Annotated in this window: 16 protein-coding genes and 1 pseudogene; 8 read left to right on the forward strand and 9 right to left on the reverse strand. The window is 63.6% G+C overall.

Features of this window, described 5'->3' with window-relative positions; all coding sequences use genetic code 11:
* The first annotated feature begins 257 nt into the window (after positions 1–257).
* Positions 258–1,109, forward strand: coding sequence for a bifunctional hydroxymethylpyrimidine kinase/phosphomethylpyrimidine kinase (gene thiD, locus ACA027_RS10480; protein WP_370682317.1), 852 nt, complete (start codon positions 258–260; stop codon positions 1,107–1,109).
* 267 nt (positions 1,110–1,376) lie between these two features.
* On the opposite strand, the gene ACA027_RS10485 is transcribed toward thiD, so the two are convergent.
* From ACA027_RS10485 to ACA027_RS10515, 7 genes are all read right to left on the reverse strand, one after another.
* Positions 1,377–1,790: an ExbD/TolR family protein gene (locus tag ACA027_RS10485; protein WP_370682318.1), complete on the reverse strand. Its 414-nt coding sequence runs from the start codon at positions 1,788–1,790 to the stop codon at positions 1,377–1,379.
* A gap of 3 nt (positions 1,791–1,793) precedes the next feature.
* Positions 1,794–2,513 (reverse strand): MotA/TolQ/ExbB proton channel family protein, encoded by a 720-nt coding sequence (locus ACA027_RS10490; protein WP_370682319.1) that lies wholly within the window; start codon positions 2,511–2,513, stop codon positions 1,794–1,796.
* 21 nt (positions 2,514–2,534) lie between these two features.
* On the reverse strand, positions 2,535–3,248 hold the full coding sequence (locus ACA027_RS10495) for an energy transducer TonB (RefSeq protein WP_370682320.1): 714 nt from the start codon (positions 3,246–3,248) through the stop codon (positions 2,535–2,537).
* Positions 3,249–3,412: 164 nt separating this feature from the next.
* A complete protein-coding gene (locus tag ACA027_RS10500; protein ID WP_370682321.1) occupies positions 3,413–3,682 on the reverse strand; it encodes a bacterioferritin-associated ferredoxin in 270 nt (89 codons plus the stop codon).
* A gap of 114 nt (positions 3,683–3,796) precedes the next feature.
* On the reverse strand, positions 3,797–4,984 hold the full coding sequence (locus tag ACA027_RS10505; protein ID WP_370682322.1) for an alpha-hydroxy acid oxidase: 1,188 nt from the start codon (positions 4,982–4,984) through the stop codon (positions 3,797–3,799).
* A gap of 9 nt (positions 4,985–4,993) precedes the next feature.
* Positions 4,994–5,674, reverse strand: a complete 681-nt coding sequence (locus tag ACA027_RS10510; protein WP_370682323.1) for a Fe2+-dependent dioxygenase — start codon at positions 5,672–5,674, stop codon at positions 4,994–4,996.
* Between the two features lie 292 nt (positions 5,675–5,966).
* The gene (locus tag ACA027_RS10515) at positions 5,967–8,159 is read right to left on the reverse strand and encodes a TonB-dependent receptor (protein ID WP_370682558.1); all 2,193 of its coding nucleotides are present in this window, start codon (positions 8,157–8,159) and stop codon (positions 5,967–5,969) included.
* Positions 8,160–8,633: 474 nt separating this feature from the next.
* Here ACA027_RS10515 and ACA027_RS10520 point away from each other — a divergent pair, with 474 nt between their 5' ends.
* From ACA027_RS10520 to ACA027_RS10540, 5 genes are all read left to right on the forward strand, one after another.
* Positions 8,634–9,272: a PepSY-associated TM helix domain-containing protein gene (locus ACA027_RS10520; protein WP_370682324.1), complete on the forward strand. Its 639-nt coding sequence runs from the start codon at positions 8,634–8,636 to the stop codon at positions 9,270–9,272.
* A 222-nt stretch (positions 9,273–9,494) separates the two neighbouring features.
* A complete protein-coding gene (locus tag ACA027_RS10525; protein WP_370682325.1) occupies positions 9,495–10,013 on the forward strand; it encodes a DUF2271 domain-containing protein in 519 nt (172 codons plus the stop codon).
* A gap of 192 nt (positions 10,014–10,205) precedes the next feature.
* A complete protein-coding gene (locus tag ACA027_RS10530; protein WP_370682326.1) occupies positions 10,206–11,006 on the forward strand; it encodes a DUF4198 domain-containing protein in 801 nt (266 codons plus the stop codon).
* A 288-nt stretch (positions 11,007–11,294) separates the two neighbouring features.
* Positions 11,295–12,386 carry an FAD:protein FMN transferase gene (locus ACA027_RS10535; RefSeq protein ID WP_370682327.1) on the forward strand — a complete coding sequence of 364 codons (1,092 nt, stop codon included), beginning with the start codon at positions 11,295–11,297 and terminating at the stop codon, positions 12,384–12,386.
* 2 nt (positions 12,387–12,388) lie between these two features.
* On the forward strand, positions 12,389–13,780 hold the full coding sequence (locus tag ACA027_RS10540; RefSeq protein WP_370682328.1) for a sulfite reductase subunit alpha: 1,392 nt from the start codon (positions 12,389–12,391) through the stop codon (positions 13,778–13,780).
* Positions 13,781–14,009: 229 nt separating this feature from the next.
* Here ACA027_RS10540 and ACA027_RS10545 read toward each other — a convergent pair whose 3' ends face one another.
* Positions 14,010–14,309, reverse strand: coding sequence for an SWIB/MDM2 domain-containing protein (locus tag ACA027_RS10545; protein WP_370682329.1), 300 nt, complete (start codon positions 14,307–14,309; stop codon positions 14,010–14,012).
* A gap of 294 nt (positions 14,310–14,603) precedes the next feature.
* Here ACA027_RS10545 and rraA point away from each other — a divergent pair, with 294 nt between their 5' ends.
* Positions 14,604–15,134, forward strand: a complete 531-nt coding sequence (rraA, locus tag ACA027_RS10550; protein WP_370682330.1) for a ribonuclease E activity regulator RraA — start codon at positions 14,604–14,606, stop codon at positions 15,132–15,134.
* 75 nt (positions 15,135–15,209) lie between these two features.
* Positions 15,210–15,395, forward strand: a pseudogene (locus ACA027_RS10555) (VRR-NUC domain-containing protein); the annotation flags it as partial.
* 124 nt (positions 15,396–15,519) lie between these two features.
* Here ACA027_RS10555 and ACA027_RS10560 read toward each other — a convergent pair.
* The gene (locus ACA027_RS10560; protein WP_370682331.1) at positions 15,520–16,281 is read right to left on the reverse strand and encodes an alpha/beta hydrolase; all 762 of its coding nucleotides are present in this window, start codon (positions 16,279–16,281) and stop codon (positions 15,520–15,522) included.
* Positions 16,282–16,469: the final 188 nt, after the last annotated feature.

Below are 16,469 nucleotides of genomic sequence, written 5' to 3' on the forward strand. Positions count from 1 at the left end.
CCTGCAGCAAGCGGGCCACCGACTGTGAAACTCCCCACGCCAGCATGATCTGGATCGGGTGTCGGGGCCACGGTGCACAGTGTGTGTGCACAGGCCCCAGGGTCTGTTCTCAGTCGCCACCAGATTCGCCCCGGGTAGAAGAGGGCGGACATGGAGGGACACCCCTGTTTCGTCCGTGAGCGGCCATTACAGCACAACCCACTTGCTGGAACAGGCTTGTCTGCGCAAGCCTTGGCTTGGGTCATAATTTTTGACCTATGACTCCACAGAAACCTTCTGCGCCGCACAACGCCCCGCGTTATGTGCGTGTGCTGTCCATTGCGGGCTCCGACAGCGGTGGCGGCGCCGGCATCCAGGCCGACCTCAAGACCTTCAGCGCCCTGGGCTGCTACGGCATGACGGCGATTGCCGCCATCACGGTGCAGAACACACTGGGCGTGACGGGCATTCACAGCATCCCCGTGGACATTCTGCGTGGCCAGATTGATGCCGTGGTGGAGGACATTGGCGTGGACGCCGTCAAGATCGGCATGCTGGCCATGCCCGAAGTGGTGCGCACCGTGGCCGATGCGCTGCGTCGCCATGGGCTGACGCAGGTGGTGTTGGACCCGGTGATGGTGGCCACCAGCGGGGACCGCCTGATTGCCGCCGAGACCAAGGACGTGCTGGTGCGCGAGCTGTTCCCGCTGGCCACGGTGGTGACGCCGAATCTGGACGAGGCCAGCTTGCTGATTGGCCGGCCCATTGATGGCATTGATGGGTTGGAAGGCGCTGCCCGCGACCTGCTGGCGCTGGGCGCGCCGGCCGTGGTGCTCAAGGGCGGGCATCTGCCCGGTGACTGGGTGGTGGACCTGCTGGCCCGCAAGGACGGCCTGCGCCGCACGCTGGAGTCGCCACGCATTGCCACGCACAACGGCCATGGCACGGGTTGCACGCTGTCCTCGGCCATTGCGGCGTATCTGGCCCAGGGCTTGCCGCTCGAGGATGCGGTGGCCGATGCGCGCAGCTATATTCTGGAAGCGATACGCACCGGAGCGGCCGTGCGTACCGGGCACGGTCACGGCCCCCTCAACCACGGGCATGCACCTTTGCCTCAGATTATTCGATAGCTTGAGGCTGCACTTGGCTGCACTTGGCTGCACTTTTTGCGGAGGCGGCCATACAGCGCTTCATGCTTTGTTGCGTGCCCTTGCCGTACATGCGTACTGTCTGCGGGCACACGCCGCGCCTGAAGCGCTGTCTGGTCGTTGGGGCTGGGCATCAAGGCCCGCTGTGCTGTGGAGGCCCGCTCTGGCAGACCTTTAATATCCTCTGCATAAAAAAACACCCCGCAGGCTTGGGCCTGGCGGGGTGTTTTTTTGTGAGGTGGCTGCAGCTTATTTGCTGGCCGGGTCGGTCACAAAACCGATCTTGCGCACACCAGCGGTTTGGGCTGCGGCCATGGCCTTGGCCACGCGCTCGTAGCGCACTTCCTTGTCGCCGTGGATGTGCAGATCGGGCTGCGGGTCCTTGGAGGCTTCGGCCTGCAGGCGGGTGGTCAGCTCCTCGTCGGAGATGGCCTCCTTGTTCCAGTGGTACTGGCCATCGGCCGTGATCGACAGGCTGATGTTCTGCGGCTTGACCTGTTCCGGCTCGTTGTTGGCGCGCGGCAGGTCGACGTTGACCGCGTGCTTCATGACCGGGATGGTGATGATGAAGACGATGAGCAGCACCAACATGACGTCCACCAGGGGCGTCATATTGATTTCATTCATGACGTCATCGCTGTCGTCTTGAGTGCCGAAGGACATGGCTTAGGCGCCTTTCTTCAGGGGCGAGACGTTGGCGCCGCCCTGGTGGCTTTCGACGCGGGCGCCGGTCACGAAGTAGGCGTGCAGGTCATGGGCAAAGCTGTTGAGGCCGTTGAGCACATTCTTGTTGCCGCGCACCAGGGCGTTGTAGCCCAGCACGGCGGGAATGGCCACGGCCAGGCCGAAGGCGGTCATGATCAGGGCTTCACCGATGGGGCCGGCCACCTTGTCGATGGAGGCCTGGCCCGAGGTGCCAATGGCCACCAGGGCGTGGTAGATGCCCCAGACGGTGCCGAACAGGCCCACAAAGGGAGCGGTGGAACCCACGGAAGCCAGCACGGCCAGGCCGGATTGCAGGCGGGCGGTGAACTCGTCCACGCAGTAGCGCAGCGAGCGGGTCATCCAGTCGCTGATGTCGAGCGCGTCATGCAGATGGGCACTGGTCTTGCGGTGGTGGGCCTGTGCTTCACGGCCTTCCAGGGCCATGTAGCGGAAGGGGTTGGACGGGTCGGTGTCCAGCTTGCTCAGGCCGGAGCCGAAGTCTGCGCTGTGCCAGAAGTCCTTGGCCTGGCGGGCCTGCTTTTTGAACTTCACGAGGCCCAGGGTCTTGACGATGATGACCACCCAGGAGGCGATCGACATCAGCAGCAGCAGGATGGCCACGCTGCGTGTGACAAAGTCGCCTTGCGCCCAGACGTGGGCAATGCCGAATTGGGATTCCATGAAAACTCCTGAGATGAATGCTTATTCGAGTACGAAATTGATGGGCACGATATTCCACATGCCTTCGGGGACGCCGTTGCGCTTGCCGGGTACGAATTTCCAGCGTTTGACGGCGTCGATCGCTGCCTTGTCCAGGCGGTCATAGCCGCTGGATTTGTTGACTTCGATCTGCTGGGGCTGGCCTTGCTCGTCGATGTAGACGCGCAGCACCACCTTGCCCTGCTCGTTCATGCGGCGGCTGATCGAGGGGTAGGAAGGGCGCGGGTTGTTCAGATAGGCCGCGTTGCTGGAAGGCAGCTGAATGGCCGGTGGTGCAGGCGGGGCCGGGGGCGCGGGTGGTGCGGGCGGTGCAGCAGGCGCTTCCTTGACCGGTGCCGGCGTGCTGTCCAGCGTGCCTGTGGGCGCGTCGGGGGCGGGCGTGGGGTCAGCAATCGCCTTGGGCAACGCAGGCTTTTTTTGCACCGGCTTGGGCGCAGGTGTTGGCTTGGGTGTGGGTTTGGGCGGCTGGGGCGTGGGCGGTGCTGGTGGCGGCGGGGCCGGTGGCTGGGGCTCGGGAGCGGGCGGAGCGATGAACTCCGCGATCACCACCGGCGGCTCGAGCTGGACTGCAGGCGCCTGGCTGAAACTGTGCTGCAAGGCCCAGATACCCGCCGCGTGTGCTGCTGCCACTGCGCCGACGATGGCCGCAGTACGGCCCAAGCTTGCCGTTGGAGCAAATCGTTCAGATGAAGACATAGGGGATTAAAAAGCCGGCCCTGGGCCGGCGAAAGCGTCAGGCCATCCAATGCGTGCGATGTGGCCTGTCAAGGCAAGATGGCTTCATTGTGGCGCTTGCAGTGCCGCGAAGCCAGTGGGGTGTCAGCGTCGAAAAATCCACAAAGAACACCCCAGAACCAGAATCAGACTGCCCGTGATGCTTGCGAGGTAGGCCATGCTTTGCTCTCCAAAATGGATGTGGCAAGCTGAACGGATTGGGCCGACTCGTTGTGAATCGCGGCATGTGTGCCACTGGCACAGCATTTGTCCACCACGTCACGGGCGCAGCTTTCGCAGCGTCCGCATTGGGTGGCCACGCCGAGTTCAAACTGGATCTCGTCGAACGACATGCCCGCATGCGCGTGGCGTGCGATTTCGCGGTCAGAAACCCGGCGGCATACACAGACGATCATGGCATCAAGCAGTTGTGGCTGGCTGTTAAAGGATGGATCAGATTATAAATAGGAATCCATCGCATTTGCAATGTCTATCTCTGCCATAGCCTACAGCTTGTGGGGCTGGTCTCCTTAGATCGTGAACACGCTCTTGGTGGGGCAGTGGGCGCTGCCGGGTTGCAGCAGGCAGTGCGGGCCAATATCGGCCAGGGTGGGGCAGCCCATTTGTGCCATGCACAGCTCCAGCTCGGCGCGCAGCAGGTGCAGCATATGGGCCACGCCCAGCATGCCGGCCGTGGCCAGGGCGTGCAGCTGGGGGCGCCCCACCAGCACGGCCTGGGCGCCTAGGGCCAGGGCCTTGAACACATCGGTGCCCCAACGCAGGCCGCTGTCCAGCAGCAGCGGCACTTGGCTGCCTACGGCATCGGCGATCGCGGGCAGCACTTCCAAAGGGCTGGCTGCACCATCGAGCACGCGGCCCCCATGGTTGGAGATGATGAGTGCATCCGCACCACCGGCCACGGCCTGGCGCGCGGTGGTGGGCGACAGCACGCCTTTGACCAGCAGCGGCAGCCGGGTCTGGGCGCGCAGCCAGGCCAGGTCATCCCAGCTGGGCGCCTGCAGCGCCAGCGGCGTACCAAACAGAATGGGGCCCTGGGCCAGGTGGCTGGTGTGTTGGGGCGCGGGCATGCCGCGCAGGTTGGCGGCCTCCACCCCATAAGGTAGCGGGAAGCCCGAGCGCTTGATGCTGGCATCCACCGTCCAGACGATGGCGGTGTAGCCCGCCGCTTCGGCCCGGCGCAGCAGGGCCAGCGTGTGCGAGCGTTGGGGCTGGAAATACAGCTGGAACCAGCGCGGCCCGCCACCATGGCCCATGTCCTGGGTGGCTTGCTGGCCGGCAGCGGCGATGTCTTCCAAGGTGTGGCTGGACAGGGTGCTCACCACCATGCCGGTTTGCAAGGCCATGGCGGCGCGCATGCTGGCCAGCTCGCCCTCGGGGTGGACCAGTCGGTGGTAGGCCACGGGCGCCAGCAGGATGGGGCTTTCCAGAGCATGGCCCAGCAGGGTGCTGCGGGTGTGGGCGTGGCGTAGGTCGGCCAGGTGCTGGGGCAGCAGGCGCAGCGCATCGAAGGCGGCGCGGTTGTGTTGCAGCGCCAGGTTCTGGTCGCTGCCGCCTTCGATATGGCGCCAGGCCTGGGCTTCCACATGGTGTATGGCCTGTTGCGCGTAATCAGCCAGGGATTGGGTATCGGCGGCAATCTGCGTACGCGCCGGTTGCACCGGTTGGCTCAGGGCGTTCAGGGATGGAGAGGTGGGCATGGGGGGGCTTCAGGATTCAGACCACATGCGCAGCAGATTGTGATAGGAGCCGGAGAGGGCCGAGATGCGGTGGTAGTCGGGATGGTCGAGGGTGAGGTGCTGCACCGACTGGTCCAGCTCAAACAGCAGGCGGCGCTGTTCGGCCGATTTCACCAGGCTTTGGGTCCAGAAAAAGCTGGCATAGCGCACGCCCTGGGTGACGGGGTTGACGCGGTGCAGGCTGGTGCCGGGGTAAACAATGGCGTCACCTGCCGCCAGCTTGATGCTCTGGGTGCCGTAGGTGTCTTCCACCATCAGCTCGCCGCCCTCGTATTCGCCGGGCTCGCTGAAGAACACCGTGGTGGACACATCGGTGCGCAGCTTGATGGCGGTGCCGGGAATGGTGAAGAAGGCGTTGTCGATATGGTTGCCGTATGTGCCGCCGCCCTCGTAGCGGTTAAAGCGCGGTGGCAGCACTTTCAGCGGCAGTGCGGCCGACATGAACAAGGGGTTTTTGCCCAGCCTGTCCAGCAGCAGATCGCCGATGGTCTTGCCCACGGGGCTGTCCAGCGGCAGCTGCAGATTGCTTTTGACCTGGGCGGCCACATGGCCCGCCGTGGTGCGCCCGTCTTGCCAGGCCGCGGCCTCCAATGCCTGGCGGCATTGCTGAACTTCTTCTTTGGACAATAGGGCGGGGATGCGAAGCAGCATGGTGTAAATAAGGTTGATACGCAGTTATTGGGGAAGTGTGCAGCAAAAAGCCCCGGCAGCGGCGGGCGCTGGCGGGGCTTGGGATATGGCACTGCGCCAGATCAAACCATGGCGGCTCAGGATTGGGGCACGAGACGGAGTGTGGTGTGAAGCCCGGCCGCATCAAAATGGCGCGGCTTACGCCAAGGCGCCGTGCAAGGGCTGCCTTGTATCCCTGGTAGGCGCTGGCGCCGTCCCACTCCAGCGCTTTGCGCCAGAGAGGGGGAAGACGCACAACGGCTCAGGGGGAGCTTCAGTAGGTGAACTTCAGCGAGGCAACGGCCGAGCGACCTGCGGCCATGGTGGCGTAGTGGGGTGAGCGCACGCCGCTGTAGTAGACCTTGTCACCCAGGTTGTACAGATTCAGCTGGAAAGCCAGGTTGCGGTTGAACTGATAGGCCATCATGGCGTCGTAGCGGGCGTAGCCGGCCGCGCCCTTGGTGACCAGGCCGCCGTCCACCTTGGAGACTGCATAGGCAGCGTTCACACTGCTTTGTGCATAGATGCCCAGGCCCAGAGTCAGCTTGTTCATGGGCTTGTAGCTGGTCCACAGGCTAAAGCTGTGCTTGGGGGTGTTGGGGAAGGCCTGGCCATTGGCGGCATTGCCGGCGCCTGCGTTCTTCTGCTCGCTATCCATATAGGTATAGCCGCCAAACACACTCAGGTTGCTCAGGATCTGGCCGGTAAAGCCCAGCTCCAAGCCATTTACCACTTTGCTGCCAGCCATGTAGTCCACGCCACCATCGGTGATGCGGGCATTGGTGACGTCGTTGCGGAAGATGGCTGCGGTCAGGCCCAGTTTCTTCTCCAGCAGGTCCCATTTGGTGCCCAGCTCGATGGAGCGGGTTTTTTCGGGCTTCATGTCGGCGGCGGTCTGGGTCGTCATGACCATGTCTTCGTTGCCGTTGCCCAGGGCGTTGCCCACGGGACGGGTCGAAGTGCCGATGTTGGCATAGATGCTGCCGTTGGAGGCGGGCTTGTACACCAGGCCCAACTGGTAGTTGAACAGGGTGTCCGTGCGTGAGATGTCGTAGGCTGGGTAAGTGTTAGTTCCACGGCCGCCAGCAGGGCCGGAAGCCGAGGTCTTGTAGTGGTCGACGCGCAGGCCGGCGTTGAGCAGCCATTGCTCGTTGAACTTCAGGGTATCAAAACCATACAAGGCAATCGTGTCCACCTTGTTGATGGTGGCCTGGTCGGGGAGGGCCCAGGCAAAGTTCCATGGTGCCGAACCATTGGGGTTGTTCAGCGACGTGCACCATGGGTCCACCACGGACGTGCAGGTGCCGCCGTTTTGGATGGCGCTGGAGCGCACGGTTGACTTCTCTTTGGACAGTTCCAGGCCAAATGCATAGCTGTGGCCAATGGAGCCGGTTTGCTGCTTGCCAGTGAACTCGGTCACGTTTTGCAGGGTGTTCACGTCCGATACACGCGCATTGCCGCGGCGCCAGACATAGCCATTGAGTGCATTGCCCTTGCTGTCATCGGGCTGGGTCCAGATGTAGTCCTGCTCGGTCTTGCTGTAGCGCAAGGTGTTGCGGATCTTGTTGGTATCGGTGAACTTGTGCTCGACGGAGGCGGTGAGCAGGTCGCTCTTTTCCTTTTCGTAGTCACGATTGGTCAGGCCATACCAGTTCTTGCGATCGTTGCCGTAAGTGGGGCGCACCGTGCTGCCACCGGGCAGGCCAGCCATGGCGTTGTTGCTATACAGGTAGGGCACACCACCATCGGGGATATTGTCCGTTTGCAGATGCTGCCAGGACAGCGAGGCCTCGGTGGGTGTGCCCATGCCAAAGGTCACGGTGGGGGCAATGCCCCAGCGCTTGTTCTGGGGGCCGCTGCGGCCAGGCACATCGGCGTCGTGTGCCATGGCGTTCAGGCGGAAGCCCACGCCTTCGCTCAGCACGCGGTTCAGATCCAGCGTGGCGCGCTTGTAGCTGTCAGTGCCCAGGCCCACATCACCGGAGACAAAGTTCTCGTTCTTGGCTTTTTTGGTGGTGATGTTGATGGAGCCGCCTGCGCCGCCACGGCCCGCATAGGCCGAGTCCGCACCCTTGATGACTTCCACCGACTCCACATTGAACACCTCGCGTGTGCCGGCCGCGATGTCGCGTATGCCGTCGACAAAGGTGCTGGTTTGGGCGTCCATGCCGCGAATAAAGGGCTGGTCGCCGGAGGGGTTGCCGCCTTCGCCGTTGCCAAAGGTGATACCGGGGGTGGAGCGCAACGCGTCCTGCAGGCTGGTGGCTCCAGTCTGCTTGAGGAGTTCTTCCGAAATCACCTGCACCGTCTTGGGGGTGTCAAGCAGCGGCGCCGTGAACTTGCCCTGGGGCGAGACTTCGGGCTTGAAGCCGCTGCCTGCATTTTCCGGGGCGGCCTGCACCCGCACGGCGGGCAGGGTGGCTTCGGTCTGGGCCAGGGCGGCGGTGCCGATGAGGCTGAGCCCCATGGCGAAAACAAAGGGCTTCAGCTCGCTGTGCAGGCTGTGGCCATCTTCTACTGGTGTTGTGTTGCGTTGCATGGTTTTGGAGTAGATGGGTCAAATTTTGACCGGCGAATTTTAAATGTTAGTGAGAATGGTTCTTGAACTTGTTTGTGTAATGAATGCAATTCGCATAATGCTGTGGCGGCTGGGCAACAGTGCCTGGGGGAGAGTGATGGCACGCCTCGGTCTGCCCGGAGTCCCTCTGTGTCTGCTGAGTAAAGTAAATAAAAGTGAGATTCATTTGAATGCCGAACACTACAATGCGCCTTGGCCATTTCGCGCGGGTGGGCGCCTGCAGCTTGCAGTGCAGCGACCGGCGAGACTGCGGAAATGGCGGTCCAAATTAGTCTCGAGAAGGGCGGCAGGTGCGACGGGGTGGCGGGTTTAGTGCCGCGGTCGGTGCACCGGCGCCAGGGCTTCTCCTCCTCAAGGTTCGGTATGAAAGCGGCTCCACCCAGCGCCCCGCAGCGGGCGTACTGGCTCAAGACATTGCATGAATGGCACTGGATCAGCTCCGCCATCTGCCTCATCGGCCTGCTGCTGTTTGCGGTGACCGGCATCACGCTCAACCACGCAGGGCAGATCGAAAGCAAGCCCGTGGTGGTGAGCCGCGAAGGCCTGCTGCCACAGCCTTTGCTGGATGTTTTGCAGTGTGTTCAGGCGCAGCAGGGGCAGGGCGCTCCACTGCCCGTGCCGGTGCGCGAATGGCTGCAGTCCCAGATGCAGGTGCGTGTGGGCGCGGCGGCTGCAGAGTGGAGTGCCGAAGAGTCCTATGTGCCCATGCCCCGCCCAGGGGGCGATGCCTGGGTTCGGGTGGACTTGCAAAGCGGTGACGTGGAGTACGAATCCACGGACCGGGGCTGGATCTCCTACCTCAATGATTTGCACAAGGGCCGCAATACCGGTGCGGTCTGGAGCCTGTTTCTGGACCTGTTTGCCGTGGGCTGCCTGTTGTTTGCCGTGACCGGGCTATTGATTTTGAAGATGCATGCCCAGCGCCGTCCGTTTACCTGGCCCATGGTGGGGCTGGGGTTGGTGGTCCCCGCGCTGCTGGCTTTGCTGCTGGTGGGACATTGATATGGGGCACCCCCCTGAGTCGCCTGCGGCGCCTTCCCCCCGCTCTCGCTCCCTGCGCTCGCGGGCAGGGGGACGCTGCCAGCGCGGCGGGGCGGCCCTTGCGCGGCAGCCCTGGTTTGGGTCGTGCCAGTTTTGTACGCCGTGCTATTGGTTTTGCACCCTCGCCCCTTTGGGGAGAGGCTGACGCCTGCCTCTTTTCTGTTTGATTGAAGGAAATTTTTGATGGCCCAAAAGCTTTTTTCTTACACCGCCGCCCTGAGCGCGGTGCTTGGCCTGCCCGCCATGGCGGGTGGCATGCAGGTGACCGTGACGGTGCCGCAGCTGCAGGTGGCCGAATACCACAAGCCCTATGTGGCGGTGTGGCTGGAGAAGGCCGATGGCGGTGTGGCCGCCAATCTGTCGGTCTGGTATGACCTGAAGATGAAGGATGCCGAGGGCACCAAGTGGCTCAAGGACATGCGCCAGTGGTGGCGTCGCACCGGCCGCGAGCTGAGCCTGCCCATTGATGGCGTAACCCAGCCGACCAAGCCTGTGGGCGCCCATGCGCTGGGCTTTTCCGAAGGCAAGAACCCGCTGCCCCAGCTGGCCCCCGGCAGCTACAAGCTGATGGTGGAAGCCGCACGCGAGGTGGGTGGCCGCGAGGTGGTGAGCATTCCCTTTGAGTGGCCCGTCAAGCAGGCCGCCAGCCTGTCTGCGCAAGGCAAGTCCGAGCTGGGGCTCATCAAGCTGGATTTGAAATAAAGCACCCCCTGAGCCGCTGCGCGCCTTCCCCCTCTCTCGCTGCGCGGGAGGGGAACGGCACCAGCGCGGCGGGGCGGCCCTTGCGCGGTGCCCTGGTATGGACCGCCAGTGTCAGAGACCGGCGCACTGTGCAGTAGATCACTGAAATAACTACACGATTTCTTCCCATCAATCATTCGCAAGAAAGCACACATGATGTTCAACAAACGCACTGTTTTGGCCACGGCTTTGGCGCTGGCCGCTGTCTGCTCGCACGCCCATGATCTGTGGTTCAAGCCTTCGAGCACCGTGCTCTCCAAGGCCGACTGGGTGACGGTGGATGCCGCTGTCTCCAACGACGTGTTCTTCTTCAACCACCGCCCGCTGGGCCTGGAGTCCGTCAAGGTCTCGGCCCCCGATGGCGCCGATGTGGCCATGAAGAATGTGCTCAAGGGTGAGTTGCGCAGCGTCTTCGACTTCAAGGCCGAACAGCCTGGCACCTACCGTGTGGCCATGGTGGCTGCGGGCGTGATGGGGGGCTACAAGGACGCCAAGGGTCAGATGAAGCGCCTGCGCGGCTCGCTGGAGGACATCCTCAAGCAGGTGCCCGCCGATGCCACCGAGGTGCGCATCATCGAAACCCAGCGCCGCATGGAAACCTTTGTTTCCGTGGGCAAGCCCAGCGTGCTGGCCGTGATGGGCAAGGGCCTGGAGCTCAAGCCCATCACCCATCCCAACGATCTGGTGAGCAGCGAGGAAGCCCGCTTTGTCTTCCTGCTGGATGGCAAGCCTGCGGCCAACCTGGAAGTGGAGTTGGTGGCCGATGGCATTCGCTACCGCGATGGTGTGGACGCCATGCAGCTCAAGACCGACGCCGAAGGTGTGCTCAAGGTCAAGTTCCCACGTGCCGGCCTGTTTTGGCTGAGCGCCCAGGCCAAGGACCAGAAGACCAGCATTGCCAAGGCGACGGAACGCAGCCTGAGCTATGTGGCGACGCTGGAAATTCTTCCCTAACACCCCCTGAGCCGCTTCGCGTCTTCCCCCTCTCTGGCGCTACGCGCTGGAGGGGGACGGCACCAGCGCTGCGGGGCGGCCCTTGCGCGGTGCCCTGGCATGGGGTCTCGCCTGCTTCACGCGCAGCGCGGCTGGCGTAGGTCCTTGCTCGTTGCCCCTGACGTTAGGCTGCGCCGGTTTTATGCGCAGCGCCCTGGCTTCACTCCCTCGCCCCTTCGGGGAGAGGGTGGGGGTGAGGGGAGCGCCGTCAAGGCGCTGCTGACATAGCTCCCGACATCTGAATCTGGCATGACTGGCTCCTCTACTCCCCGTGTTTCCTATGCCGCCAGTTTGTGGAAGTTGCCACAGGCTGCGCCGCCGCATGGTGTGGCGGGTGATTTTTCCCAGCCGGGCTGGGGGCGCGTGCAGCTGCAGCATCCGCAGGATGCGCGCAGCCAGCGGTTGGCGGGGGGCACCATGGGCACCACCTGGTCGTTGCGTTTGAGTAATCCCGATTTTCTGCCGCTGGAGCCGGTGCAGGCCGAGCTGCAGCAGGTGCTGGATACCGTCATTGCGCAGATGAGCAACTGGGAGGCGGATTCCCTTATCTCCCGCTACAACGCGGCGCCTGCGGGCAGTGTGCATGCGCTGCCTGCGCAGTTTGTGCAGGTGTTGGATGCCGCCATGTTGTGGGCCCAGCGCTCGGGCGGTGCCATGGACCCCAGCATGGGCGGCCTGGTTGCGCTGTGGGGTTTTGGCCCGCGCGCCCAGCCCTTGCAGCCCCACAGCGGTGCCGTGCCCAGCCAGGCGCAGATCGATGCGCTGCATGCCCAAAGCGGCCACCAGCGCCTGCCTTGGGCCGCAGGAGGGACACAGCTGCTGCAGCCTGGGGGCGTGGAGCTGGATTTTTGCGGCATTGCCAAAGGCTTTGCCGTGGATGCGGTGGTGGAATTGCTGCAGGCCCATGGCTGGCGTGGCGGCCTGTTTGAGATCGGTGGCGAGCTGCGCTGCTGGGGCCAACGGCCCGATGGATCACCCTGGCGCGTGCAACTGGCCAGCGGGCCCGAGGCTGTGCAGTCCCCTTCGGTGGTGAGTGTGCAAGAGGGGGCTTTTGCCACCTCCGGCGATTGTTGGCACCAGTTTGCCCATGGTGGACGGCAGTATTCGCACACCCTGGACCCGCGCACCGGCTGGCCGGTGGCGCATGGCCTGGCCAGCGTTACCGTCTACCACGCGGCCTGTATGCATGCCGATGCCTTGGCCACGGTGCTGACGGTGCTGGGCCCGGATGAGGGCATGGCGTTTGCCAGGCAGCATGGCATTGCAGCCGTCTTCACCAGGCATGGACCGCAGGCGCAGCCCTGCGCCACACCTGCGTGGCGCTCGCAATTTGGAAGTTGAATATGGAATGGCTTGTTTCCCCCGCGCGCATGGCTGGCGCGGCCTCTTTGCTGCTGGCCTATGGCGGGCTGTGCGCCGCAGTGGCCTGGCAGGTACGTGGCCGGCGGCGGCAGGATGCAGTGGACGCGCACATGGGCAGCCAGGGCCCTGACGTGTTGGTGGCCTATGCCAGCCAGACCGGCCAGGCCCAGGCCGTGGCCCGCGCCACGGCGCAGATGTTGGGCCAGGCCGGCTTTCAGGTGCTGTTGCAGCCGGTGGAGCGCATCACGGCCGCTTTGCTGCAGACCAGCCCGCGCAGCGTGTGGGTGCTGTCCACCACCGGTGAGGGCGACGCCCCCGATCACGCGCTCTCTTTTATGCAGCAGGTGCTGCCCCATGCATGCGCCTTGCAAGGGCATTCCATGCAAGTGCTGGCGCTGGGGGACAAGGAGTACGCCCAGTTTTGCAGCTTTGGCCAGCAGGTGCATGACTGGCTGCAGGCCCAGGGGGGGCGCAGTGCGTTGACCTGTGTTGACAATATGCATGCCCCCACGCTGCAGGCCTGGCAGGCACAGATGGAGCAGCAGCTGCAGCAATGGGCTGAGGCAGAGGGCGTGGCCGCCGTGGCGCCCCAGGGTGATTGGCTGGTGCCAGCGCCCCGCCAGCGCATGCGGCTGCAGCGGCGCCAACTGCTCAATCCCGGCAGCGGCGCGGGTGGCCTGTATTTATTGGACTGGGAGGCCGAACAGGGCGCGTTGCCCAATTGGGAGGCGGGCGACCTGGTGTCGCTGGCCGTGCCCGCCGACCCCGAGCGCCCGCGTGACTATTCCATCGCCTCCATACCCGCCGACGGCAGCTTGCAGCTTCTGGTACGCCACAGCCAGCGGGCCGATGGCAGCCCGGGTCTGGCATCCAGCTGGCTGTGCACCGGCATGGCCGAGGGCGATGTGCTGGAGATGGCCGTGCGGGCCCACCCCGGCTTCCGGCTCGAATCCAATGCCGAGCGGCCGCTGATTTTGATCGGCAACGGCTCTGGCTTGGCGGGCCTGCGTGCCCATATCAAAGCGCGAGTGCAGCGCGGCTTGCACACGCAATGGTTGGTCTATGGTGAACGCAGTCCGGTGCATGACGCCATGTGCAGCGATGAGCTACAGGCCTGGCTGCGGCAAGGCCTGCTCGAGCGGCTGGACCTGGCCTGGTCCCGCGAGGTGCCGCAGCGCATGTATGTGCAAGACATGCTGCTGCAGCAAGCCGCGCAGCTGCGTGATTGGGTGGAGCGTGGAGCGGCCATTTATGTGTGCGGCAGCATGCAGGGCATGGGCCAGGGCGTGCACCAGGCGCTGGAGCAGGTGCTGGGAGCCGAAACACTGCAAGTCCTGCAGCACAGCGGGCGGTATCGGCGGGATATTTATTAGCCCCCCTGAGTCGCCTGCGGCGCCTTCCCCCCGCTCTTCGCTCGCTGCGCTCGCGGGCAGGGGGACGCTGCCAGGGCTGCGGGGCGGCCCTTGCGCGGCAGCCTTGGTCTAGGCTGCGCCAGTTTGATGGGCTGTGCCTGCTGTTTGAGGTGTCGTCATGCCAGCCTCAAGATTTTCAAAACAAAAAAGCCGGCAATTGCCGGCTTTTGTATTCCTGCGGAAGCGGGAATTACTTGACGTGCTTACCGATCAGGCCGGCCATTTCGAACATCGAAACTTGGGGCTTGCCGAACACTTCCTTGAGCTTGGCGTCAGCGTTGATCATGCGCTTGTTGGCGGCGTCTTGCAGGTTGTTGGCCTTGATGTAGACCCACAGCTTGCTGATGATTTCCGTGCGGGGCAGGGGAGCAGCGCCGACCACAGCAGCCAGAGCGGCGCTGGGGGTCAGGGGTTTCATGAAGGCGGCGTTAGGGGTGCGCTTTTTTGCGGGGGCTGCGGGTGCAGCAGTTGCCTTCTTTGCAGTTGCCATGTTGCGTGTCCTTGAAGAGGAAGTGGTTCTTTTCACCTGTATGCGGTCTTGCATTGCAGGCATCAGCAAATCCTACTGGGAAAATTTGCCCATTCCAAGCTGACAGAGCGGTTTTTTTGACTTGAATTGTTTTCCAACGTCACTTTTGACCGGTTTGCCACAATTTGCGGCCGTTTTTCGGCCGGCTCCCAGAGGAAAACAGGCCTGTTGGTCGTTCGTCAGCTGGCCCGGGCATCATGTGGGCAGAGCGGGCGCCAGGCGCTCTTGCCGCTTTTCACTCTCCAGGAGACTTTCATGACTGCATCCACCCCCCCTGCGGGCGCTTTCGCTACTTGTGATTTGTGCGATGTGTACAAAAACGACAGCAGCGGCCAGTTTCACGTGCTGCCCCCCGTCTTTCAGGACTACGGCGGGCGCCCCGCCTTCGCCGGGCCGGCCGCCACGGTGCAGTGTTTTGAAGACAACAGCCTGGTGAAGGCGGCCGTGGACTCCCCGGGCCACGGCCGGGTGCTGGTGGTGGATGGCGGGGGCTCGGTGCGCAAGGCCCTGGTAGGGGGAAACCTGGCGGCCGCTGCTGCACGCAATGGCTGGGCCGGTGTGCTGGTGCATGGCGCGGTGCGCGACGTGGCCGAACTGCGTGCCACGGCTGTGGGCATCCGCGCGCTGGCGTTGATTCCCATGCCCACGGAAAAGCGCAACCAGGGCCAGGCCGATGTGGATGTGGTGGTGGCCGGCGTGACGGTGCGCCCCGGCGACTGGGTGTATGCAGACGCCGATGGCATTGTGGTGTCGGCCCAGCCCATTCACCCGGGCGCCGCCGCATAAAGACAGCACCCGTAAATGTTCCGAAGGCGCTGGTGCTGCCTCGGTAGGCTGTGACCTGATTCGGAACATTTCACCTTGGCGCAGGACTGCATTCCCGCTACCCATTTGCAGCAGTTGTTCGTGCGCCTGCTGTGCGATGTGATCGCCAACCGCAACGGCTTTGCGGACCTGGTGCGCTTTGGGCCCGCAAGGCCGGAAGAGGCCGGGCGTTACGAGCTGGTGGAAGTCAAAGCCCCTGGCGACAAGCTGCAGGACAGCGAGTCAGTTCACAAAGCAGCTGTGTCCTGCGGCACAGCTGCCCGCCCTGGGCTCTGCACGACTAGCCATCGACACCTGTCGCTTCGTCACACCGCTGGCTCCTGATCAGGCGATTGGGTTGTGTATTTCAGCACGCCAGCGTCCGTTTGAAGAAGCGTTGGATGGACTGGTGAATCAGCTCGGCATCGTTGTCCAGCGTGGCCACATGGTAGGACTCGTGCAGCAGCACCTGCTCGCGCAGACTGCTGTGTATGCCGCCCAGAATATGTGTGGCATTGCGTGCGGGCACGATGTGGTCGTCGGGGGACACCAACACCTGCGTGGGCACCGTGATGCGCGGCAGCAGGTCGCGCGTCACGGACATCAGGGCGTAGATTTGCTTGACCGCGGGCACCGGTACTTCGGCATAGGCGAGTTCTGTCACGCCCGGTTTTTTGATATCACTGCCCACGCCGGGTACGGTGGCTGGAGCGTTGTGATCAAAGGCCAGCGCGGCCAGATTGGGACTGCTGAAGGCCACGCAGGCATTGATGGGCGCAATCGCCTTGAAGCGCTCTGGATAGCGGCCCGCCATATACAGCGTCAGCGTGCCGCCCATGGACAGCCCGCCCATGAACACATGTTTGCAGCGCGCCTCCAACTGCTGCAGGCCGGCCTCCACCGAATCAATCCAGTCCTGGGCCGTGGTCAGTGCCATGGCCGCCGGGGTTTCGCCATGGCCCTTGAGCTTGACGCCCAGCACGGTCCAGCCTTCCGCCTTGTTCAGGTACTCGCCCAGCGGCCGCATGCACGAGGCTGTGCCGGTAAAACCGTGGGAGAGTAGAACGCCCACCTCATTGCCTTCAAGAAGAAAGGGCTTGCCGCCTTCGGTGATGGAGTGGTCGGTCATGGGGTGTCTCCGGGAGGTGGGGTGTTGCAATGGTACTCGCCCTATTTGGCGTGCTGAAGAGGTGGTGGCAGGCATGAACTGCAAGGCAGAGAGGTAGCTTTGTTTTTCGAACAGGTTGCTACACGTAGCCCAAGACGCCCGACCTTGGGATAGACCCATTCTCGCTAGCTGTATGGAAAAACAGTAAA

The sequence above is a fragment of the Comamonas sp. GB3 AK4-5 genome, assembly GCF_041320665.1.
Lineage (GTDB): Bacteria > Pseudomonadota > Gammaproteobacteria > Burkholderiales > Burkholderiaceae_C > Comamonas.